This window comes from Mesorhizobium sp. WSM4837, assembly GCF_055811435.1.
In genome coordinates this window covers 146,619-170,267 of record NZ_JBVVQE010000003.1, presented here as the reverse complement: position 1 = coordinate 170,267, position 23,649 = coordinate 146,619, and the positions used below count along the sequence as shown (strand labels likewise).

Annotated in this window: 18 protein-coding genes; 4 read left to right on the top strand and 14 right to left on the bottom strand. The window is 59.6% G+C overall.

The genetic code is table 11. The features are described 5' to 3' along the window. Positions 1-19: 19 nt before the first annotated feature. The 5 genes from glgB to AC0L3D_RS03135 form a co-directional block, all read right to left on the bottom strand. Positions 20-2,233 (bottom strand): 1,4-alpha-glucan branching protein GlgB, encoded by a 2,214-nt coding sequence (gene glgB / locus AC0L3D_RS03155; protein WP_473643085.1) that lies wholly within the window; start codon positions 2,231-2,233, stop codon positions 20-22. A 58-nt stretch (positions 2,234-2,291) separates the two neighbouring features. Then, positions 2,292-4,754: a glycogen/starch/alpha-glucan phosphorylase gene (locus AC0L3D_RS03150; RefSeq protein ID WP_473643083.1), complete on the bottom strand. Its 2,463-nt coding sequence runs from the start codon at positions 4,752-4,754 to the stop codon at positions 2,292-2,294. A 257-nt stretch (positions 4,755-5,011) separates the two neighbouring features. Continuing rightward, positions 5,012-5,794: an ATP-binding cassette domain-containing protein gene (locus tag AC0L3D_RS03145; RefSeq protein ID WP_473643081.1), complete on the bottom strand. Its 783-nt coding sequence runs from the start codon at positions 5,792-5,794 to the stop codon at positions 5,012-5,014. A gap of 2 nt (positions 5,795-5,796) precedes the next feature. Next, positions 5,797-6,861: an ABC transporter permease gene (locus tag AC0L3D_RS03140; RefSeq protein ID WP_027152417.1), complete on the bottom strand. Its 1,065-nt coding sequence runs from the start codon at positions 6,859-6,861 to the stop codon at positions 5,797-5,799. Positions 6,862-7,017: 156 nt separating this feature from the next. Next, entirely contained in the window at positions 7,018-7,995 is a 978-nt protein-coding gene (locus AC0L3D_RS03135; RefSeq protein WP_236388945.1) for a sugar ABC transporter substrate-binding protein, read from the bottom strand. Positions 7,996-8,262: 267 nt separating this feature from the next. Here AC0L3D_RS03135 and AC0L3D_RS03130 point away from each other — a divergent pair, with 267 nt between their 5' ends. The 4 genes from AC0L3D_RS03130 (at position 8,263) to AC0L3D_RS03115 (ending at position 12,254) form a co-directional block, all read left to right on the top strand. Further along, positions 8,263-9,489, top strand: a complete 1,227-nt coding sequence (locus AC0L3D_RS03130; protein WP_027152415.1) for an ROK family transcriptional regulator — start codon at positions 8,263-8,265, stop codon at positions 9,487-9,489. Next, positions 9,490-9,936, top strand: coding sequence for an RbsD/FucU family protein (locus tag AC0L3D_RS03125; protein ID WP_027152414.1), 447 nt, complete (start codon positions 9,490-9,492; stop codon positions 9,934-9,936). Next, on the top strand, positions 9,933-10,856 hold the full coding sequence (locus AC0L3D_RS03120) for a carbohydrate kinase family protein (protein WP_473643078.1): 924 nt from the start codon (positions 9,933-9,935) through the stop codon (positions 10,854-10,856). The genes AC0L3D_RS03125 and AC0L3D_RS03120 overlap by 4 nt, the downstream gene beginning before the upstream one ends. Before the next feature lie 255 nt (positions 10,857-11,111). Further along, entirely contained in the window at positions 11,112-12,254 is a 1,143-nt protein-coding gene (locus AC0L3D_RS03115; RefSeq protein ID WP_473643076.1) for a DegT/DnrJ/EryC1/StrS family aminotransferase, read from the top strand. Positions 12,255-12,277: 23 nt separating this feature from the next. On the opposite strand, the gene cysQ is transcribed toward AC0L3D_RS03115, so the two are convergent. From cysQ to AC0L3D_RS03070, 9 genes are all read right to left on the bottom strand, one after another. Next, positions 12,278-13,063 (bottom strand): 3'(2'),5'-bisphosphate nucleotidase CysQ, encoded by a 786-nt coding sequence (cysQ, locus tag AC0L3D_RS03110; protein ID WP_027152411.1) that lies wholly within the window; start codon positions 13,061-13,063, stop codon positions 12,278-12,280. 10 nt (positions 13,064-13,073) lie between these two features. Further along, complete coding sequence (gene cysN / locus AC0L3D_RS03105; RefSeq protein WP_473643074.1) at positions 13,074-15,011, bottom strand: sulfate adenylyltransferase subunit CysN; 1,938 nt, start codon at positions 15,009-15,011, stop codon at positions 13,074-13,076. Positions 15,012-15,013: 2 nt separating this feature from the next. Beyond that, complete coding sequence (gene cysD / locus AC0L3D_RS03100; protein ID WP_236388039.1) at positions 15,014-15,919, bottom strand: sulfate adenylyltransferase subunit CysD; 906 nt, start codon at positions 15,917-15,919, stop codon at positions 15,014-15,016. A gap of 244 nt (positions 15,920-16,163) precedes the next feature. Then, entirely contained in the window at positions 16,164-17,477 is a 1,314-nt protein-coding gene (locus AC0L3D_RS03095) for an O-antigen ligase family protein (RefSeq protein WP_473643072.1), read from the bottom strand. Further along, positions 17,474-18,733: a tetratricopeptide repeat protein gene (locus tag AC0L3D_RS03090; RefSeq protein WP_473643070.1), complete on the bottom strand. Its 1,260-nt coding sequence runs from the start codon at positions 18,731-18,733 to the stop codon at positions 17,474-17,476. Before AC0L3D_RS03090 ends, AC0L3D_RS03095 begins: the two co-directional genes overlap by 4 nt. Next, on the bottom strand, positions 18,621-20,993 hold the full coding sequence (locus AC0L3D_RS03085; RefSeq protein ID WP_473643068.1) for a GumC family protein: 2,373 nt from the start codon (positions 20,991-20,993) through the stop codon (positions 18,621-18,623). Before AC0L3D_RS03085 ends, AC0L3D_RS03090 begins: the two co-directional genes overlap by 113 nt. A gap of 51 nt (positions 20,994-21,044) precedes the next feature. After that, complete coding sequence (locus tag AC0L3D_RS03080; RefSeq protein WP_473643066.1) at positions 21,045-21,836, bottom strand: polysaccharide biosynthesis/export family protein; 792 nt, start codon at positions 21,834-21,836, stop codon at positions 21,045-21,047. Beyond that, complete coding sequence (locus AC0L3D_RS03075) at positions 21,836-22,645, bottom strand: tyrosine-protein phosphatase (RefSeq protein ID WP_473643064.1); 810 nt, start codon at positions 22,643-22,645, stop codon at positions 21,836-21,838. The genes AC0L3D_RS03080 and AC0L3D_RS03075 overlap by 1 nt, the downstream gene beginning before the upstream one ends. Positions 22,646-22,908: 263 nt before the next feature. Continuing rightward, positions 22,909-23,568: a hypothetical protein gene (locus AC0L3D_RS03070; protein WP_473643062.1), complete on the bottom strand. Its 660-nt coding sequence runs from the start codon at positions 23,566-23,568 to the stop codon at positions 22,909-22,911. Positions 23,569-23,649: the final 81 nt, after the last annotated feature.

Below are 23,649 nucleotides of genomic sequence, written 5' to 3'. Positions count from 1 at the left end.
ACGCGCTGCGAGACATCGCCTAGTCCGGAGCAAATTCGAGCATGATCGTCGACAGCGGCGGCAACAGCACCGTCGCCGAGATGCTTGCGCCATCGGCCCGAGCCTCGACAGCGCCGCCATTGCCCTTGCCGGAACCGCCATAGTCGGAGGCGTCCGTGTTGATGATCTCGCGCCAACGTCCGGCCATTGGCAATGGCACGCGGTAATTGTCGCGCGGCACCGGCGTAAAATTGGAGATCACGGCGACCGGGTTTCCGCCCGGCGCGCTGCGCAGCCAGGCAAAGACCGAGTTGGCGCTGTCGTCGACGATCAGCCAGGAAAAGCCTTCTGGCTCGCAATCGCGCGCATGCAACGCCGGGCGCGAGCGGTAGAGATAGTTGAGATCGCGCACCGTCTGCCAGACGCCGCGGTGGGCCGGTTGATCGAGCAGGTTCCAGTCGAGCGCGCGCGCCTCGCTCCACTCGCGGCGCTGGGCGAATTCCTGGCCCATGAACAACAGCTTCTTGCCGGGATAGCCCCACATGAAGGCGTAGTAGGCGCGCAACGTTGCGAATTTCTGCCAATCGTCGCCGGCCATCTTGCCAAGCAGCGTTCCCTTGCCGTGCACGACCTCGTCATGGGAGAGCGGCAGCACGAAATTCTCTGAGAAGGCGTAGACCAGGCCGAAGGTGATGTCGCCGTGGTGATGCTTGCGAAAAATCGGCTCCTTGGAGAAATATTCCAGCGTATCGTGCATGAAGCCCATGTTCCACTTGAAGCCGAAGCCCAGTCCGCCCTCATGCACCGGCTGCGAGACCTTCGGCCATGAGGTCGATTCCTCGGCAATCGTCATCACGCCGGGATGATGGCCGTAGACTTCCTTGTTCATCCTCTGGAGGAAGCTGACGGCCTCGAGGTTTTCGCGCCCACCTTTTTCGTTGGGAATCCATTCGCCGGCCTTGCGCGAATAGTCGAGGTAGAGCATCGAGGCGACGGCATCGACGCGCAAACCGTCGACATGGTATTTCTCGGCCCAAAACAGTGCGTTGTTGACCAAGAACGAGACCACCTCGCGCCGGCCGAAATTGTAGATCGCGGTGTTCCAGTCGGGATGGAAGCCCTTGCGCGGGTCGGCATGCTCATAGAGCGCGGTGCCGTCGAAATTGGCCAGGCCATGCGCGTCCACCGGAAAGTGCGCCGGCACCCAGTCGAGGATGACGCCGATGCCGGCGCGGTGGGCGCCGTCGACGAACCGGGCAAAACCGTCCGGATCGCCGAAGCGGGCCGACGGCGCGTAGAGGCCCGTCGTCTGGTAGCCCCAGGACGGATCATAGGGATGTTCGGAGATCGGCATGAATTCGATATGGGTGAAGCCCGTATCGACGACGTAGGGGATCAGCCGGCCAGCAAGCTCATCCCATGACAGGAAGCTGCCGTCGTCGTGAAGCTGCCAGGAGCCGGCATGGACCTCATAGATCGACACCGCCTCGCGCCTCGGGTCGGCGTTGCGCCAGTAGCTGCGGTGCGCCTCGTCACCCCATTCATGTGCCGGCGGAAGCGCCGTCACCGAAGCGGTGGCCGGGCGCAGTTCCGATTTGAAGGCGAACGGATCGGCCTTCAGCGGCAGCCTCACGCCATCGGGCCCGATGATCTCGTATTTATAGGGCCTGCCGGCGCCGATGTCGGGAATGAACAACTCCCAGATGCCGGTGTCGCGGCGGACGCGCATCGTATGCCTGCGGCCGTCCCATTCGTTGAAGTCCCCGACCACCGAGACGCGCCTTGCGTTGGGCGCCCAGACGGCGAAATGCACGCCGGACGCACCCTCGTGATCGATGAGATGCGCACCGAGCTTGTCGAACAGCCTGAGATGAGAGCCTTCGGCGATGTAATAGTCGTCCAGCGGACCGAGCACCGGACCGAACGAATAGGGATCGGTCAGCCACCAGTCACCGCCGGCATTACGCGCGTGATAGCGCAGCGGCTGACGCTTTTTGAGCGACAGGCTGCCCTCGAAGAAGCCGCCTTCGTCGCGCCTGGAGAGTTCGCCGGCTTTCTTGCCGGTCAGCGTATGGGCAGTGACGAACTCGGCATGAGGGACGAAGCAGCGGGCGACAAAGCTCTTGTCGACCTCGTGCACACCCAAGACAGCGAAAGGGTCGCCATGCGTGCCCGCGAGAATCGCCGCGACATCACCGGCTGACGCCTGTCCATCCGGCCCGCTTGTCGCAGCGGTCGCGCGCGGCTTCCTCATCAGGCAGTGACCCTCCCCGGCACCCGGACCACGTCGTTCGTGGCCTCATGCAATCATATCAGACGGGCACGTTCCAGATTTCTTTCGCATATTGGCGGATCGTGCGGTCGGACGAGAACCAGCCGACGCGGGCGACATTGCGAATTGCCTTGGCATACCAATCCGGGCTGTTGCGCCAGACGGCGTCGACATCGCGCTGGGTTGAGGCGTAGGCATCGAAATCCGCGGCGACCATGAACCAGTCGCTCTGATAGAGGCCGTTCATCAGGTCGCGATAGCGTTCCGGATCGTCGGGCGAAAAGACGCCGGACGAAATGGCAGCCACTGCCTGCGCCAGTTCGGGAGAGGCTTCGATTACCGATCGCGGATCGTAGCCGTTGCTGCGCCGTTCGGCGACCTCTTCGGTGGTCAGGCCGAAAATGAAGATGTTGTCGTCGCCGACGCATTCCTTGATCTCGACATTGGCGCCGTCAAGCGTGCCGATGGTCAGCGCACCGTTCAGTGCGAATTTCATGTTGCCGGTGCCGGAGGCTTCCATGCCTGCGGTCGATATCTGCTCCGAAAGATCGGCGGCCGGCATCATGATCTCGGCCAGGCTGACATTGTAGTTCGGTACGAACACCACTTTGAGCAAGCCGCGAACGGCCGGGTCGCGGTTGATGACCTTGGCGACGTCGTTGGCGAGTTTGATGATCAGCTTGGCATTGTGATAGCTGGGCGCCGCCTTGCCGCCGAAGAACTTGACGCGTGGCATCCAGTTGCGCTCGGGATGGGAGCGGATCTGGTCGTAGAGGGCGACTGTTTCGAGGATGTTCAGGAGCTGGCGCTTGTATTCGTGGATGCGCTTGATCTGGATGTCGAACAGCGCCGAGGGATCGATCCTGATGCCGAGGCGGTCGGCGACGAGATTGGCAAGCTTGGCCTTGTTCGCCCGCTTGACTGCCGCGAACTTGTCGCGAAAGGCGGCGTCGTCGGCAAAGGCATCGAGCTCCTTGATCGCGTCTATATCGTCGAGGAAGCGGTCGCCGATCGCCTCACGGGTGAGCGCGGTGAGACCGGGATTGCACTGGATCAGCCAGCGCCGCGGCGTGATGCCGTTGGTCTTGTTGTTGATGCGGTCGGGGTAGAGTCGGTGGAGCTCGGCAAACACCGTTTCCTTCATCAGCTCGGTGTGAAGGGCAGAGACGCCGTTGATCGAGTGCGAGCCGACAAACGCCAGATTGCCCATGCGCACCCGGCGCTCGCCGTTTTCCTGTATCAGCGAGATCTGGCTGATCTGCTCGTCAGAAAACTGATCGGAGGCGCGCGCCTCCAGCAGCACTTCGGCGTTGATGGCGTAGACGATCTGCATATGGCGCGGCAACAGCCGCTCGAACAGCGGCACCGGCCAGCTTTCGAGCGCCTCTGGAAGCAGCGTGTGGTTGGTGTAGCCGAAAGTGCGCTTGGTGATGCTCCAGGCCTGATCGAAATCCATGCCGTGGACATCCATCAACAGGCGCATCAGCTCGGGCACGGCGATGGCCGGATGGGTGTCGTTCAGATGGATCGCCGCCTTGTCGGGCAGCGACTGCAGGTCGCCATACTGGCTGAGATGACGCTGAACGATATCCTGCAACGATGCGGTGGAAAAGAAATACTCTTGCCTGAGCCGCAGCTCCTGACCGGCCTTGTGGGAATCGGCAGGGTAAAGGACGCGCGACAAGGCATCGGCCTTGTTGCTTTCGGCGAGCGCACCGATGTGGTCGCCGGCGTTGAACTTGTCGAGCAGGATCGGATCGATCGGCATGCCGGACCAGAGCCGCAGCGTGTTGACGCGGTTGGCCCGCCAGCCAACCACCGGCGTATCGTAGGCAACCGCCAGAACATGTTCGATCGGCTTCCAGACGTGGCGCTCAAGCCTGCCGTCCTTCGAGGTGATCGATTCCACCGAGCCGCCGAAACCGACCTCGAATGAGCGTTCGCGCCGCTCGAACTCCCAGGGGTTGCCGTGATCGAGCCAGGTCTCGGGCAGCTCAACCTGCCAGCCGCCATGGATTTCCTGCCGGAACATGCCATTGGCGTAGCGAATGCCATAGCCATGCGCGGGAATGTCGACGGTTGCCATGCTTTCCATGAAGCAGGCGGCGAGCCGGCCGAGACCGCCATTGCCAAGCGCTGCATCTGGTTCGAGGGCCGCGATGAGGTCGAGGTCGACGCCGAGAGACCGCAGTGCTTCGCGCATATTATCCATCAGGCCGAGATTGGAGAAGGCGTCGCGCATCAGGCGGCCGATGAGGAATTCCAGTGACAGGTAATAGACGCGCTTTTCCTGATGGGCGTAGGCCTCTTGCGTTGCCTGCATCCAATGATCGACGATATGGTCGCGCACGACCTTTATCGAGGCGGTGAGCCAGTCGTATTGCGTCGCGACGCTGGTATCCTTGCCGAGCCTGTATTTGAGGGCCTTCAAGACTTCGTCGGCAAGCGCCTTGGGATCGGAGTTTTCGAGAATGGGAGTTTTGGATGTCATCGCGCGCGTCATGCTGCCTCTCGTGCGGTTGCCATGATCATACCGGCTTTCACTATTCCTCCCAGCCCATGCTAGCGCATATTGTTATGCGTTCAATCGAGTTAGATTGCCGCGGGGAAGCTTACCCAGCGGCAGTTTAGCAACTTGAAGTGCGTCGCGTTTGGGCGGCGTCTGCGACGCATCTTAGATTCTAAGTTATGTGCATATCGTCCCAAAACCGCTGTGCACCCTCGGTTCGCGCCCGAGGGCATGCTTTTGGGCGACATGCATCAGGCCCCCAGTGCCGCCTCCGGCGGAAGCTTCGCTCCGGTCATGAAGGCGACGGCGTCCGACATCGTATATTGCTTGGGATCGATGACACAGAGGCGACGGCCCAGCCGATGGATGTGAATGCGGTCGGCCACCTCGAAGACATGCGGCATGTTGTGGGAGATCAGCACGATCGGCAGGCCGCGCTTCTTCACGTCGAGGATCAGTTCGAGCACGCGGCGGCTCTCCTTGACACCTAACGCCGCCGTCGGCTCATCCATGATGACCATCTTCGAGCCGAAGGCGGCGGCGCGCGCCACCGCCACGCCCTGGCGTTGGCCGCCCGACAGCGTTTCCACGGCCTGGCTGATGTTCTGGATGGTCATCAGGCCAAGTTCGGTGAGCTTGTCGCGGGCGCGCTTTTCCATTGCCGGGCGGTCGAGCATGCGCAGCCAGTCGCCCAGAAAACCCGGTTTGCGGATCTCGCGACCGAGGAACATGTTGTCGGCGATCGACAGCGCCGGCGACAGCGCCAGGTTCTGGTAGACGGTTTCGATGCCGGCTTCGCGGGCTTCGATGGGCGACTTGAAGAGCACCTGCTTGCCGTCCAACTCGATGATCCCCTCGTCCGGGACAACGGCGCCCGAGATCGCCTTGATCAGCGTCGACTTGCCTGCTCCATTGTCGCCGATCACGGCCAGGATCTCTCCCGGATAGAGATCGAAGTCGCAGCTGTTCAGTGCGGTGACGCGGCCGTAGCGCTTGACGAGGCCGCGCGCGGTGAGGATGGGCTCCTGGGTCATGGTTACACCGAAACCTTTCTGATCCACTGGTCGATCGCCACGGCGCCGATGATCAGCACACCGGTGAGCAGCACTTTCCATTGCGGATCGGCGCCCAGCATGTTGAGGCCCATCGAAACGACGCCGACGATCATCGCGCCGAACAGCGTGCCCAGAATAGAGCCGCGCCCGCCGAAGAGGGAAATGCCGCCGATCACTGTCGCAGTGATCGCCTGCAAATTGTAGTCGGTGACGGCGGCGGATGGCGAGATCGAGCCGTTGCGGCCGATGGAGACCCAGGCAGCGAAAGCGGCGATCAGCCCGGCAAGGGTATAGACCGAAATCAGCACCTTCTTGGTCTGGATGCCCGACAACTTGGCCGCCTCCGGATCGTCGCCGACGGCGTAGACATGGCGGCCCCAGGCCGTGTGATTGAGCACGTACCACAGGATCAGCACCAGCACGACCATGGCAATGACGCCGAACGTCAGCACTGCCGTGCCGACCTTGAAGTTCAGGCCGAACAGATGCAGCAGCGGCGCCTCGACCTCGACGTCGGCGTCACGGATCGTCTCATTGGCCGAATAGATGAAGTTGGTGGCCATGACGATGTTCCAGGTGCCGAGGGTGACGATGAACGGCGGCAGCTTCATGTAGGCGACGAGCAGCCCGTTGAGCAGCCCGCAGGCCGCGCCGGCGCCAAGCCCGATCACCACGGCAAGCAAGGTCGGCAGACCATAGGTGACGGCGCAATTGCCCATGATCACGGCCGAAATCACCATGATCACGCCGATTGATAGGTCGATGCCGGCTGTAAGGATGACCAGCGTCTGCGCGGCTCCCAGAATACCGACGATGGCGATCTGCTGAAGGATCAGCGTCAGCGTGTAGGACGAAAAGAACCGTCCTCCGATCGTGACCCCGAAGACAGCAATTGACAGAACCAGCACGATCAGCGGCACCGCAGCCGGAGTGGAATGCAGGAAATGCTGGATGCGCTTGACGAACGACGTGCCGTGCTCGTCAAAAGCAGCAACGCTTGTCTCGCTGTTCGCGAGAGCCTTTTCGAATTCCTGAACCTGAGACATGTTTCCTCCCATGAGGCTTCAGCCACGCGCCGACGCCCGTCCAACCGTTCCCGATCTGCCGCCGGAATTTTCGCGCTTGCGATTACCGCATCGTCCAACCGAAACGGCCGGGGATCAAGCCCTGGCCGCTTCGGTCTGTTGCCTGTCAGACCGGCATCAGCCCCAGCACTTGGCGAGGCCTTCCTTGGTGTCGATGGACTTCACGCCCTCTGCCGGCTTGTCGGTCACGAGATTGACGCCGGTGTCGAAGAAATCCTTGCCTTCGGTCGGCTTGGGCTTCGTCCCGTCCTTGGCGTAAGCGGCGATCGCTTCAATGCCGAGTGCCGCCATCTGCAGGGGATACTGCTGTGAGGTCGCACCGATCACGCCCTCGGCGACCGACTTCACGCCGGGGCAGCCGCCGTCAACCGACACGATCAGCACATTGCCTTCGAGGCCCACGGCCTTGAGTGCCTGGTAGGCGCCAACCGCTGCGGGCTCGTTGATGGTGTGGATGACGTTGATGCCGGGATCCTTCTGCAGAAGGTTCTCCATGGCCTTGCGGCCACCCTCTTCATTGCCGTTGGTGACATCGTGCCCGACGATGCGAGGATCATCCTCGTCGCCGATCTTGTTGGGGTCCTTCACGTCGATGCCGTAGCCCATCATGAAGCCTTGGTCGCGCAGCACATCGACCGTCGGCTGCGAGGGCGTCAGATCGAGGAAGCCTATCCTGGCATCCTTCGCTTTGTCGCCGAGCGTCGCTGCGGCCCACGCGCCGATCAGCTTTCCGGCCTCCAGATTGTCGGTCGCGAAGGTCGCGTCGGCAGCGTCGAGCGGGTCAAGCGGCGTGTCCAGCGCGATCACCAGCAGACCGGCGTCACGTGCCTTCTTCACCGCCGGGACGATGCCCTTGGTATCCGACGCGGTGATCAGGATGCCCTTGGCGCCGTCGGCGATGCAGCTTTCGATCGCCGCCACCTGGCTTTCGCTGTCGCCGTCGATCTTGCCGGCGTAGGCTTTGAGTTCGACGCCGAGTTCCTTGGCCTTGGCGCTCGCGCCTTCTTTCATTTTGACGAAGAACGGGTTGGTGTCGGTCTTGGTGATCAGGCAGGCGCCGACATCGGCGGCGGACGCAGCCGAGGTGAACGCCATCAGACCCAGTCCGGCCGCGGCAAAAACGGTGGATCTTAGCAGTGCTGTCTTGGTCACGATTTTCCTCCCAGTGGAACCAGTTCGGACGCCGGCCAACCGGCATCGCATGAGCATCCAGCGACTTCTCCCAGCGTGGACGCTTGCCCCAAGAGAATACCAGACTGAGGTTTCTGTCAATAATTAAATCACTCTTATTTATTATTGACACCGTGGCGTCGGTCACTCATTCTGGCCAAAAGCATTGAGGGAACGACGGGAGGAGAAGGGGTGGAGACCGGCATCACAAGGCACGGTTCGCCCGAGGCAGCCAAAAGCCGCATTCACCGCGGCACCAACCAGAGCGGCATGCGGGACCACAATGAGCGGCTGGTGCTGTCGCTGGTGCGTCAGCACGGCAGCCTGGCGAAGTCCGACATTGCGCGCATGACCGGACTTTCGGCCCAGACGGTTTCGGTCATCATGCGCGAGCTCGAGGAGGACAAGCTTCTTGTCCGCCAGGCGCCGTTGCGCGGCAAGATCGGCCAACCTTCCATTCCGATGGCGCTCAATCCCGATGGCGCCTATTTCATCGGCCTGAAGATCGGCCGTCGTAGCGCCGAACTCGTGCTGATCGATTTTCTCGGCAATGTGCGCTCGATGCTGCAGCATTCCTACCGCTATCCGGCACCGCGCGAGACGGTCGAGTTCGTGACCTCCGGCATGAAGACGATGCGCGGCGAACTCACCCCGGCGCAGGACAAGCGCATTGCCGGACTTGGCATCGCCATGCCATTCGAATTGTGGAGCTGGGCCGATACGGCAGGTGCGCCGCGCGACGTCATGGACGAATGGCGCGAACGAGACATCCGCGCCGACATCCAGGCACAGTGCGAATTCCCGGTCTACCTGCAAAATGACGCCACCTCTGCCTGCGGCGCCGAACTGGTGTTCGGCAAAGCGGGCACGGCACGCGACTTCGTCTATTTCTATATCGGTGCCTTCGCCGGCGGCGGCATTGTGCTGAACGGTCACCTTTTCGGCGGACCGACCGGCAATGCCGGCGCGCTGGGTTCGATGCCGGTGCCTGGACCGGACGGCAAGCCCGCCCAATTGATCGACGTGGCGTCGATCGCCATGCTGGAAAAGGCACTCAACGCGCGCGGCGTCGAAGCCTCACATCTGTGGACTTCACCGGAGGATTGGGGCGAAATCGGCGTCGAGCTCGACGATTGGATCGCCTGCGCCTCGCAGGCGCTCGCCTATGCCATTGTGGCGGCGTCATCGGTTATCGATTTCGAGGCGGCGGTGATCGACGGATGGATGCCGAAGGCCGTGCGGCGCCGGCTCGTCGATGCCGTTATCGAAGCCATCGGCAAGATCGACGGTGAAGGCCTGAAGCTTCCGGCCGTGCGCGAGGGGACTGTGGGCATTCATGCACGCGCCCTGGGCGGTGCCAGCCTGCCGCTTTCCGAGCGCTTCCTCATCGGTTCGACCACGATTTCCAGGAGCACCTGAATGCTGATCGGAATCCCGGCCCTGCTCGGCCCGGAGCTGCTGGCGTTGCTGCGTGCCATGGGCCATGGCGACGAGATCGCCGTTGTCGACGGAAACTACCCGGCGAAGGAACAGGCACACCGGCTCATCCGCGCCGACGGTCATCATCTTGTTCCGACGCTCGACGCCATCCTCAGCGTATTGCCTGTCGATGACGCAGTGCCGGAGGCGCTGTTTCGCGCCTCGGTCAAGGGTGATCCCCTGATTGCCGATCCCGTTCATCACGAGATGGAGGCGATCTGCGCCAAGCGTGCTCCGGGCCGCAGGGTGGTTGCGCTTGCCGGCGCCGACTTCTATTTACGGGTGAGGTCCGCGCACGCGATCGTCGCGACAAGCGAGCCGCGGCTCTACGCCAACATCATCATCCGCAAGGGTGTGATCTATCCGCCGGAGAACAGGAAATCATGATCCTCTGTTGCGGCGAAGCCCTGATCGACATGCTGCCACGCACCACGACTGAGGGCGAGCCGGCCTTTGCCCCCTATGTCGGCGGCGCGGTCTTCAACACCGCAATAGCGCTCGGCCGACTGGGAGCACCCGCCAGTTTCTTTTCCGGCCTGTCGACGGATCTGTTCGGCGGCCAGTTCAGGGACGCGCTGGCGGCAAGCAAGGTCAGTTCCACCTATGCGCACACATCGCCCCGGCCGACCACGCTTGCCTTCGTGCGGCTGGACAACGGCCAGGCGACTTACACGTTCTACGATGAAAACACAGCCGGACGGATGCTGACCATCGACGATCTGCCGAAACTCGGCAGCGAGATCGAAGCCATGCTGTTCGGCGCCATCAGCCTGATCTCGGAGCCGGCCGGATCAGCCTACGAGGAATTCATGCGGCGCGAGCACAGCCACCGCGTCATGATGCTCGACCCCAACCTCCGGCCGAATTTCATACCGGACAAGGCCAGGCATCTCAGGCGTATCCGCTCGATGATGGCCATGGCCGACATCGTGAAACTGTCGGATGAGGACCTCAACTGGTTCGGCGAAGCCGGCTCGCACGAGGACGTCGTCCGCAACTGGCTGGAGCGCGGCCCGACGCTGATCGTCGTTACCCATGGCAGCGAAGGCGCCATCGGCTACACCAGGGATCACAACGTCACGGTCGTGCCGGACAAGGTCGAGGTGGTCGATACGGTCGGCGCCGGCGACACGTTCAACGCCGGCATCCTGGCCTCGCTGCACGAGCAAGGCCTGCTGTCGAAGGAGGCGATCGCCGATCTGTCGGAAGACGCGATCCACAAGGCGCTGGCGCTCGGCGCCAAGGCTGCGGCGGTAACCGTGTCGCGGGCCGGCGCCAATCCGCCCTGGCGGCATGAAATCGCCTGATTGGACGGCGATGCGCTGAAGATGCGCTAAACATCGATCACTTTATGTTTCGCCCAGCCCAGCGCGTGCGACACGAAGGCCGTGTCGTGCGCAACAAAGCCCCGGATTTCCGGCGTCTGATGGGGACCTGTCGGACTGAGAGGTAACAGGCTGCGACATTTGAGCAATTCGTGGTTTGGTCCGTGCAGCTTTCTCGGCCGCGCCAAGTCTGATACCAGCGGCCGGTTATCTGGCTAGTACCGTTTTGAGGCCTACATGCAGTTCATCGATCTTGGCGCGCAGCGCGAACGAATCCGCGACAGGCTGAAAGCCGCCATAGACCGCGTCGTCGACGAGGGGCGCTACATTCTCGGACCTGAGGTCACCGAATTCGAAAACAAGCTCGCCGCCTATATCGGCACCAAGCATGTCATCGCCTGCGCCAACGGCACTGACGCACTGCTGCTGCCGCTGTTTGCGGCCGGCATCGGCCCAGGTGACGCGGTGTTCGTGCCGAGCTTCACCTTCGCCGCCACGGCGGAAGTGGTGGCGCTTGCCAAGGCCGAGCCGGTTTTCGTCGATGTCGACCCCGAGACGTACAATATCGACATCGCCAGCCTCGAAGCCGCCATCGCCATGATCAAGGCGGAAGGCCGGCTGAAGCCAAGGGCGATCATTCCCGTCGACCTGTTCGGGCTAGCCGCCGATTACGACGCGATCATGGCCATCGCCAACCGCGAAGGGCTGATGGTGATCGAAGATGCCGCGCAGGCGATCGGCGGCTCGAGCGACGGCAAGATGTTAGGTTCGTTCGGCGCGGTCGGCTCGACCAGCTTCTACCCGGCAAAACCGCTCGGCTGCTATGGCGACGGCGGCGCGATGTTCACCAATGACGATGCGCTGGCCGAGCAACTTCGCTCGTTCGCCTTCCACGGCAAAGGCGAAACCCAATATGACAATGTCCGCGTCGGCATCAATTCGCGGCTCGACACTCTGCAGGCGGCGATCCTGATCGAGAAGCTGGCCATTCTTGAAGACGAGATGGTTGCCCGGCAAGCGGTCGCCAAACGGTATGCCGAAGGCCTCGGCGACATCGTCAAGGCAGCGCGCAACCTGGACGGCGGCCGTTCGGCCTGGGCGCAATATGCCATCGAGACGCCGAAGCGCGACGGGCTGAAGGCGCATCTCGGGGAAAAAAATATCCCGTCGGTGATCTATTATGTGAAGCCCTTGCATAGCCAGATCGCCTACCGCGACTATCCACACACGCCGACAGGTCTTGCCGTTTCTGAGGAGCTGCCGAAGCGTATCCTGTGCCTGCCCATGCATCCCTATCTGAGCGAGGCCGACCAGGACCGGATCATCGAGACCATTCGGAACTATATCGGCTCGAATTCGGCGCAAATCGCCGCCGCGTAGGCACGCACCCTTGAGGGGGGAGATTACTGGCCCGCGCTCTTCCCGCTGGCGATGAAATGCGGATTGGCAAAATCCACGTCATCGCTCTGGTTGCGCTTGCCGTAGGCCAGCGGCTGACCATCGAGCAAGCGCGTCATCCCGCCTGCGGCGCGCAGCACCGCGTCACCCGCCGCGGTGTCCCACTCCATGGTGCGGCCGAAGCGCGGGTAGACGTCGGCCTCGGCGCTGGCGACAAGACAGAATTTCAGCGACGAGCCGACCGAGACGATCTCGGCAGCGCCCACCGTGCGGATATAGGCTTCGGTCTCCGGCGTGTTGTGGGACCGGCTGGCGACGACGGTCAGTGGCGCCACGCCCGTTCTGGCAGAAATCGGCCGACGGCCGATGATCTGGTAATCGCCATTGATATCGATTGCTTCCGCCCTGCCCGGCCGGCCGGAAAAGAAGCGTCCGGTGCATGGCGCAAAGACCACACCGATCTCCGGCACGCCGTGGCGAACGAGCGCGATGTTGACGGTGAAGTCGGTCCTGCGGTTGACGAATTCCTTGGTGCCGTCGAGTGGGTCCACCAGGAAGAAGGCGTCATCGAGGTCCGGCGGCACGATGCCGGCCGATGCCTCTTCCTCAGCCACGCAAGGGATATCAGGGAACGCCGCGCGCAGCCCGGCGAGAATGATCTTTTCGCTCTCGCGATCGGCTTCGGTCACTGGCGAGCTGTCAGATTTCTGGTCGACTGCGCAGCCGGCATCAAAAACACGCATCACCTCTCGCCCCGCCGCCAGGGCAAGGCGCTCGAACACCCCGAGCATCGCTTCGTCGTCAGATACCGCCGCCGCTATCGTATTGGTTTTCGGCAATGTCGCGCTCGTTCAGCCAGAGTTCCAGGGCCTCTACCATCTCCTCGGCCGACTTGCCGAGTGTCTTGAGATGGATTTCGGGATTTTCCGGGGCTTCATACGGTGAATCGACGCCGGTGAAATTCTTGATTTCGCCATTCAATGCCCGCGCATAGAGGCCCTTCGGATCGCGTCTGGCGCATTCCTCAAAGGGAGTGTCGACAAACACCTCGACGAATTCACCGCTGGCCATCAATTCCCTGGCCATGCGCCTTTCGGCGCTGAATGGCGAAATGAAGGAAACAATGACGATCAGCCCGGCATCGGCCATCAGGCGCGCCACTTCGGCCACGCGGCGAATGTTTTCGACGCGGTCGGCGTCGGTGAAGCCAAGATCGCGATTGAGCCCGTGGCGGACATTATCGCCATCCAGGATGTAGGTGTGGCGGCCGGTGGCGAACAGCTTCTTCTCGAAAAGGTTGGCGATGGTCGACTTGCCCGACCCCGAGAGCCCGGTGAACCAGAACACGGCAGGCCGCTGGTTCTTCAGATCGGCGCGGCCATGCTTGCCGACATCGAGCGATTGCCAATGGATGTTTTCGGCGCGGCGCAGCGAATGCAGGATCATGCCGGCGCCGACCGTGGCGTTGGTGATGCGGTCGATCAGGATGAAGGCGCCGGTCGTGCGGTTTTCAGCGAAAGTATCGAAGGCGATCGGCGCCCGCGTCGAGATGTTGCAAATGCCGACCTCGTTCATTTCGAGCGACTTGGCCGCCTCATGGGCAAAATCGTTGACGTTGACGCGGTATTTCAGGTCGGTGACGGTAGCGCTGGTCTGATCGGTCTCGGTCCGCAGGATATAGGAGCGGCCCGGCAGCAGCGCGTGCTCGTCGAACCAAACGATGTTGGCGGCGAACTGGTCGGCGACCTGCGGCCGCGCCGCCGGCGACACCAGCATGTTACCGCGCGAGACCTCGACCTCGTCGTCGAGGACAAGAGTGATGGCCTGGCCGGCCACCGCCTGGCTCAGATCGCCGCCATACGAGACGATGCGCCTGACATGAGCGGACTTGCCGGATTTGGCGACAACGACCTCGTCGCCTGGTGAGACCGAGCCGGACGCAATCGTGCCGGCAAAACCGCGAAAATCGAGATTCGGGCGGTTCACATACTGCACCGGAAAACGGAACGGCAGTTCGACAACGGCTTCATCGACTGACACGGCTTCCAAATGTTCGATCAGCGTCGGGCCGGAATACCACGTCGTCTTATCCGAGCGGCTGGTGACGTTGTCGCCGTAACGGGCAGACATCGGGATGGGTACGATCGTCTCGAAGCCAAGCTTGTGCGAAAATTGCCGATAGTCCTCGATGATCCGTTCGAACACCGCCTTGTTGAAGCCGACGAGATCGATCTTGTTGACGGCGAGCACAATGTGCCGGATGCCGAGCAGCGAGGCAATGATCGAGTGGCGCCTTGTCTGGCGCAGCACGCCCTGCCGGGCGTCGATCAGCACAATGGCCAGATCGGCGGTCGACGCGCCCGTCGCCATGTTGCGCGTGTATTGTTCGTGGCCGGGTGTGTCGGCAACGATGAATTTGCGTTTTGGCGTGGCGAAAAAGCGATAGGCGACATCAATGGTGATGCCCTGCTCGCGCTCGGCCTCGAGGCCATCGACCAGCAGCGCGAAGTCGACGTCGTCGCCCGTCGTCCCGTGCTTGCGCGAATCACGCTCGAGCGCAGCAAGCTGGTCCTCGAAAATCTGCTTGGTGTCCGAAAGCAGGCGCCCGATCAACGTCGACTTGCCGTCGTCGACGGAACCGCAGGTCAGGAAGCGCAGCAGCGATTTTTGTTCCTGCACCGCCAGATAGTCGCGAATGCCGTCGGTGGGGGCGAGGCTCTCGGCCGTGATGTGGCGCATGCTCAGAAATACCCCTCGCGCTTCTTCTTTTCCATCGAGCCGGCTTCATCACGGTCGATCAGGCGGCCCTGCCGTTCGGAGGTGCGCGCCGTGAGCATTTCGCCAACAATGGCCTCCAGCGTGTCGGCGGCCGATTCGATCGCGCCGGTCAGCGGATAGCAGCCGAGCGTGCGGAACCGTACCAGCCGGTTCTCCACCGTCTCGCCGGGACGCAATTGCATGCGGTCGTCATCCCTCAGAATGAGCATGCCGTCACGTTCGACGACCGGCCGCTCCTTGGCGAAATAGAGCGGCACGATCGGGATGTCTTCCTGGAGAATGTACTGCCAGATATCGAGTTCGGTCCAGTTCGACAACGGAAAGACCCGGATCGATTCACCGGTCGCGACGCGGGTGTTGAATATCTTCCACATCTCCGGCCGCTGGTTCTTCGGATCCCAGACGTGGTGGGCATTGCGGAAAGAGAATATCCGTTCCTTGGCACGCGATTTCTCCTCGTCGCGCCGCGCCCCGCCGAAGGCTGCATCGAAGCCGTATTTGTCGAGCGCCTGGCGCAGCGCCACAGTCTTCATCACATGCGTATGGGTGTTGGAGCCATGGTCGAAGGGGTTGATATTGTCGCGCACACCATCGCCGTTGACATGGACCAGGAGATCGAAGCCGAGCTTTTGCGCCATCTGATCGCGAAAGGCGATCATCTCGCGGAATTTCCAGGTCGTGTCGACGTGGAGAAAGGGAAAGGGCGGCTTGGCCGGATAAAACGCCTTCATCGCAAGATGCATCAGCACGGAGGAGTCCTTGCCGACCGAATAGAGCATGACCGGCTTGGCGAAGGTCGCCGCAACCTCGCGAAAGATATGGATGGATTCGGCTTCAAGCCGCTGCAGATGCGTAAGCGCGATGTTCATGGACTTTAAGCGTTCTCTCGTGCCGCCCGGATCTTGCATCGATGCATCAGGCGCAATTTTTCAGCGGCCCGTCCAAGCTTCACCTCTGGACGATGTTCTTTTCGTGCAGGGGTTCTAGCAGATCGCCATTATCTATAACAATGCAAGACAGGCCTGCGCTGGAATGGTTCGAGAAAGAATTTTCCACGCAGGGACCAGAACCCGGAAATTCCTGCCTAGATCGCAGGGCCGTCGCCAGGAGGCGCTAGGACGGCGTTCCGATGGGAACAAGTAATTTTTCACCGTTGTGGTCGATCTCGATCAATTCACTCTTCTGGCGGGCTGCAAATCCTTTGTGGAAGATAATGGCGTTCATAAAGGCAAAAGTCATTGCAAGCGCCTCGGTCCGCAACGGATAATCGACGAGTGAATGAATGAGAAGAAAAAACACGGAGAGAAACGCCGCCTTTTGAAGGGGATCGCGACGAACTCTCGCAAGCGCCATAAAAAGAATCACGAAATAAAGCGCCATCAATAGAACAGCAAGAACTCCGCCTTCGAAAGCGATTTCAAGATACTCGTTGTGAGCATGATTTACATACTGCCTGAAAATCATCCCTTCCTTTTCATATATCTGGTAGGCCTTTTGAAAATTTCCAAACCCGACGCCGGTTGCCCAATTCTCTTTGATCCCCTCAATGGTGGTGCGAGCAATCTCTCCTCGTCCGAAATCGGGGTCGATAGCTTCGGCCTCGATCTTCGTCCACGCGCCTATCGTAAACACCGAGAGTCCTATGAAAACTGCAAGGATGCTGAGTCCACCCACCCTGGAACGCGTTGAAAGGAAGACTATGGATAGCACGGTGATCGCTAACCCGATCAGAACGCCGGCACGCGAACCGACGGCCAAAAGGAGCAGCAAAAGCGTGGCCAGCCCGAGCGATCCCGACAAAAGATGTCCGCGGAACAGACCGTAATAAACGACGAAGGGAATAGATACAAAAAGTAACGCCGCAAAATGATTCTCGTTGGCAAAAAGCCCGGCGTTTATCGTGAACGGCAATAATCCCTTTATGGCAATGTCGTCCGAGAGCGAATATTGAATCGCGCCTGCCAAGCCGTTACAGATAACACCCATAAAAAAGAACGGCAGAAGCGCAGGGACTTGCTCGGCACGCAAACGCAAAACGCTCAAAAAAAACGCCGCCAACGCCACCAGATACAACAGACATTCGATCGTCCGTCCAACGCCGACACTGACGAAACGAAATTCGGATTCCCCAACAAGCTCGGAATCTGCGAGCAACAGTTCCGGTCGCAATCCGCTGAATATCGCCGCAGGCAGCGGAACGATTTGCAAAACCACCAGCGCCACAGCGAAGACAAGCAGCCACAGAACAGAATGGGGGGTCCTTTGGCCAGAGGCCTGTGAAAAGACCGCCGCTGCCGAGACAATTGCCGCAACCTCGATCAGCGTGTCCGTGTAAAGGCCGCTCGCAGTGCCGCCGCCGGTCAGCAGCGCTATAAACAGAACCGATCCGAGGAGATATTTGTCCCATTCCGACGGACGGTCGCTCAAGATGAAAGTCTCTCGATGCTCAATTTGTGCATTACCAATGTGCCGACGTAGCGAAAGCGCCAGCTCTCGGCAATGGCGGCAGTTTCCAGCTTCAATAATTGCATGGGGCACCCAGCCGATCCAACCGAAAAATCCTGACTGAGCGCCTGACGATTATATGTACCCTCCGGAATATTGAACCGCGCTATTTCGCCGGCAGGCCCCACGCACCTGATCGACCAGAACAACTCCTTTGGAAGCTTCAGGTTTCTTGCGGACGCAGCCATAGAAACCTTGTAGGAGCCCGGAGGCAGTTGGATATACTGCTGAAGGGCTGCGTTCTTGACCGGCGTATTCAGGAAGCGGACCGTCGCCCCCCCCTCACCTTCAACCGCATTTTGAGCCGTTGCAAGCGTAACTTCGAGACCCGACTGATCGCCGACCTGCCAATCGAAAGGCTTGCCGCCGGACACAGGCTCAAATGTGCTGTTGAAAATGTATCCGCCCAATTTCCGTTCTTGATCGGACAGACTGAAAAGAAACAACCGATACGCTTGTTCATATTTTTTCTGACCAAAATAGCTGTGGATCAGATAGGACACCTCGCTCGAGTTTGGTGGCGCACTTGACCCAGTCAAATCGAGCAGCAACCGATTTGCGAAATCGAGCCCGTCGGGGGTTTTCCCCAGCGTGACCAACAGATTGGACCTCCAGGGCGCCGCGGCCCTGATGGCTGCCAGCACAGCCTGATATCCATCGGGATTCGAGAGGATTGTCGGCAGCCCCTCGGCGATATCAGGAAATTGATCTGGCCATCGCCGCAGCAAAATATCGATCTCGCGGACGGCCCCGGACAGATCGCCTATTTCGATGGAGCGGCCTATTGACCTCTGGAGCGCGAGGATTTCGGTCTTGGATAAATTTCTAGCTTGATCGAAAAACTCATAGGCCTGATCTTTTTCACCCTTCCGGTACGTGATCTCGCCGATCAGGCTGTAGAGACGTGCGTCCGCAAGGTCAAAGCGAAGCGCGCTTTCGAGCTTGGCAAGCATTGCGTCGAGATCGGGAGCATTGCTTGTATCGTTCAGGTCGTGAGTAATCTCGCCTATCAAGGCATTGACGTTCAACGGATCCAGCGCGAGGGAAACGGTTGGCGTTTCGGTTTCAAGAAACCGACTTAGCCCGATCGACGAAGCCGCCAACACTAGAACGGATGCGGCGAACCAAACGCCTGAACGCCGGAGATTTTGCATAAGCGGGCTGGTCTGCTCCGTCATCGACTTTGCCCTCAAGCTTCGGGGTGCCATAGTCGTAATACTGGTAGTTCATATATTTGTAGGCGTAGTTGTAATCGAACTTGTTCACTGCAAACTTCGACATTGCGGCTCCGACCACATTCGCGCCGGCAGATCGCAAGCGCTTCAACGCTGTCTTCGCCGACTTGCGCGTGACCTGGTGGGTAGAAATGACCATCAATGTGCCCTCGGCAAGCCGGCTGAGGATGGGCGCATCTGAAAGGCCGACGACCGGCGGGGCATCGATTATGACAAGGTCGAAGCGCTTGCCGAGATTGGTGATGATCAGCGCCATCTTTGGTGAAGAGAGAAGGTCCGCGGGGTTCGGCGGGATCGTTCCGGAAGTCAGGACGGTCACATTGGGATATTTCGTCGCCCTGAAAATGCTTGCCAGATCCTCCTTGCGGACGGTGTTCGTCAAGAGATTGCTTAGGCCAATCGTGTTGTCGAGTCCAAACAGCCGGTGAAGGTTGGGTTTTCGAAGATCGCCGTCGACAATGAGAACCCTGGCGCCGAGCGCGGCAAAGTCCTGTCCGAGCTTGAACGAGGTGGTCGACTTGCCCTCGGAGGGTTCCGAACTCGTGACCAGCAACGATCGCGGCGCGCCTTCGGCCCCGGAAAACTGAAGCGATGTTCGAAGCGAACGGTAGGCCTCGGACAGTCCTGATTTTGGGTCGGCGATGCTGGCTATGAGTTCCCGGTCATCGACAAGCGGCAGGATACCGAGCATCGCCAATCCCAGTTCCTTTTCGATCTGCTCAGGATTGGTGAAGGTGTTGTTCAACAACTCGATGATGTAAATAATTGACGCGCTGAGCGCCAGGAAAAGAGCCAGAGCGACCGCAAGATTGATGGTCAATCGTGGAGAATAAGGGCGATTGGGCAGCGTCGCGAAATCGACGATTGCAGCGCTTTGTGTCTTGAGCTCCGAGCTCACGCCAACCTCGTTCAACTTGGCAATCAAATTGTCATATTGCGAGCGGTTCGAATCAACTTCTCGCTTCAAGATTGTGTATTTAATGTTTTTATCGTTGAAGATGACTTGCTGCATCTCCATCTCGGCAAGTTTTGACTTAAGGTCGGATTCCTTGTTCTGAGCCTCCTGGTATTTCTGCCGCAGTGAATCGGTTATCGTCAAAACGCCGTTGTTATAAAGCCGCTGCAGTTCCTTGATCTGCGCCTGAAGCTGCTGCATCTCTGGAAAACCGGGCTTCAATATACCCAACTTCTGCTGGTACTGGCTGGTCAAATCCGACAGCTTCTCGGTGATTTTCTGCAGACCTTCGCTCTCCAGAACTGGGCCGAGACTCGATCCGCGGCCCTTGTCTATCTGGTCCACCATCCGTCCGGCATCGAGACGTTCCTGGATTGCTGTCGCGAGTGCGGTGTTGAGAGTCTCGATGTTCGACCCTATCAGCGATTTTTCTTCGCCGGTTATCGTGATGCCCGCATCCTTTGCATAGGCGACGAGTTCCTCTTCGGACTTCTGAAGCTTTTGCTTTACCTGCAAGACCTGTTCCTGGATGAATTGCCGCGCCAGGTCGGACGTTTCGCTGGTTTGATCGAGGCGCTGGTCGATAAAACTTTGCGCAACTTGATTGGCTATATCACTTGCATATTTCGGGCTCTGGTCGACAAACGCAATCGACAGCAGGCTTGTGTTCGTGACCAGAGTGACCGTGAGGTCATTCATAACCCGACCTATCGCAATTTCCTCACGTTCCTCCGGGGTTTTCTCCTCTATGGAAGGCGATTTGGAAATTCCGAACGCACGATAGAAAATGTTGCTAGGCGAGAAATTCGGGGTCGGGAACAGGAAGTCCGGCTTTTCGCTAAGCCCCAGTTGGAACACCACGCGCTGCGCCAAAGCCCGGCTCTTCAGCTTTTCCCGAGCGGTTTGAAAGGCGCGCATGTCGCTGGTTTCAGAAACCACCTCAATGTCCTGAAACACCTTGGCGGAAGGAACCAGCACTTCCAATTGCGTTGTCGCCCGATATTTTGGTGTCTGCATCATGGTTACGACGACGCCAGCAACAAGTCCGCCCGCTACCATCATCAGTATCAGCCACCGATACTGGACAGCGTAAAACAACAGTTTGAGTGGATTGAAGCGCTCGTCCTGCTCGGCGTGATCGCGACCATAGGGGTTATAGTTTTGCGCACCGTCATAATACAGGTCGGCAGACAAGGCTTGGCCATGTCCGGGGCCTGCAATTTGATGCTGTCGATTGCGATCGAGCATTGCGTGACAACCTTGGGTTTGTCTCTGGGCTTAATTTTAACCGGCCGTGATTTACAATCCCGGGACGACCGCAATTCTGGCTGCACTCGAGGCGACGCCGAGGGCGTCCTTGAGGTTGTTCATGGCAATTTTCGATTTCGAGGCGAAGACGACAATCTTGTCGCCACCATAGATGCGTGGGTTGCGGCTCTTGCCGGCACGAATCTGCTCCACATTGTAATTTGCGACCAGAGTATTTTGGCCGACATTGCGATAGACAAAGACCTTTTTCGCATCGCCAACGGCATTGAACCCTCCGGCAAGGGCGATCGCATCGATGAGAGACGAATTGCTCGACACCGGAAAAATACCAGCCTTGGTGACTTCGCCGTCGACGGTAATGCGCTGCCCGATCGATTCCTTGACGAAGACCGACACATCGGGCGACTGGAGATAGTTGGCGCCGTAGGCCGTTTCGATTTCCTGCTCCAGCTGACGGACGGTCTTTCCTGCCGCGGTGACGGTTCCGATAAGTGGAAGCGAAATTTGTCCGCCAGCGTCGACTTGAACGGTTCTGTTCAGATTGTCGACCTGGAACACATTCACCTCCATCACATCGTTAGGCGACAACGGCTGCTCGTTGCCGTTCTGGCTGTTTTGTGGCCCAGGCAGTTCCTTTACGACCTTCAAGGCGCCTCCGCCGGAGAGCGGCGCCGACGATGACGTCAGTTGCAGCGCATCGACCGATGTCGGCGAAGATGACGATGTCGTCGACGAGCTGGTCGTGCAGGCAGATATCGAGAGCGAAGCGAGCAAGGCACATATCGCGCCGATATAATCTTTTGAGAAATGAAAAACGCCCATTACGCCGTCCCACCCTTCAACAAGCGACCCAATCCTGCAAAGCGACCGACATTGCCGGGGCCTGGCTTTTTCGAGCGTGCCTTTCCGACCGGCTCGAGGGGCCGGTTCGCCAATATTTCGCCTGGGCGTTTCAACACCATATTGCGGGCCTCGTCTTCGCCGCATCGCTTCGCCGCCGCGGCGACGGCCTGCGCAAGTCCAGGACGCCGGCGGGTGGCGCCATGGGTGTCCGATGCGATAATATCTACTCTACCCTCGTCAATCAGCCTTTCCGAATAGTAAAGCGCCGTGCGTCCAAAAGCACCAACAATCGAGTCTGCGGTAAGTTGAATCAGGCAACCCACTGCATTCAATTTCTCAACAATGTCGTAGTTTGCCTTTATCCATGTCAGCCGCTCAGGATGAGTAAGAATCGGAACGAACCCGGCGTTTATGAGGCGCAGAGCGAAATCTTCCAGCCTTGGCGGCAAGACGTGATGCGGCGGCTCGAATAGAAAATAACGCGATCTGTTCAAGGTCGGCACGCTACCCAGCGCCAATTGCTCCGGCAGATCCGGCGCTATATGCACGTCGGCGCCAACGTAAAGAGCAAGCGGTATTTCCGCGTGGCGCAGCGCCTGTTCCAACTCTTGAACCGCGCGGGCAATATTTGCCGATCCGTTTTTGTACATGCCTGGCACGATATGCGGCGTGCACGCCATATGGGTCGTTCCGTCGGCCACCGCCAGCCGCGCCATTTCAAGCGATTCAGCAAGACTGGGCGAGCCGTCGTCAAGACCAGGCAAGATGTGGGAATGCAGGTCGATCATTGACGTTTGTGGCCACACTGAAGCAACGTGACGATTTCTCCCGAATAAAAGGTAAATGCGCCACCCGCACGATAGCGAATGACGCATTCGTCAAGTCCATACAATGCGGCAGATGCCAGATTCAAGCTATTCGCTGACAGCGAGCGGTATGGTGAATGAATTCCATCAACACCTCCAGCTCCAGCCAGTGCGCGAAGGCACTGCGGCACCGGCAATACAGCGGAGGCAGTCACACGCCCCTGCTATATTGTCTACTGGGCGGCTTAAGGGCTGACGCCGCCGCCGCCTTTGCCGTCATCCTGCGTTGCAGCAAGGATACCAGCCGCACCTGCCATGCCGCCAAAAATAAAGAGCGGAGTGTTGGACCGGTTGTTGTCGCCCGGGGGAATCTGACCCGTATGCTCGGAACTCACAGCGGCAGCCGTCTGCTCGGAGCCCACAACTTTCAAGCAGATATTATTCTCGACACGAGAAATGTCCAGGCTTGAATTCGCAGGCACCTCCAGGTTGCAGCCACCGACATTGACGGAAGCCGACCCCTTGGCACCGACCACTATGCGGCTGCCGAAATCCAGCGCATTTCCTGCTTTTGCCGGGCCATAGCCGGCGGCTTGCGAAACCATTACGTCGCCATTGGCCTGCCCGATGGAACCAATCGAACTCGCCGCTCCCTGATAGGGTGTCATGCAGGTGCAAGACGCATCCTGAGCGAAAGACGAAACCGGGCCGAAACCGATCGAGGCGACAATTCCGGCCAAAGCAACTTTTACGGTGAGGTTCATTCGTTTCGATCCTTTTTGTCCCGCCGTACCTCGGCCCCACCCGGGCACCAAGGTATTGATCATGCGCGTAACAGCTTTTTGCGTTGATTCCAACATGCTACGCAGGTGCGAGATGATTTTTTGGTTTCTCATGTGTTTCATTGGACACACTCGCTTGCCGGATTTGAATCTACCATTTTTCGTGCCGGACCCCTGTGGAAATTGTTGGCAAGGCGAGTTCAA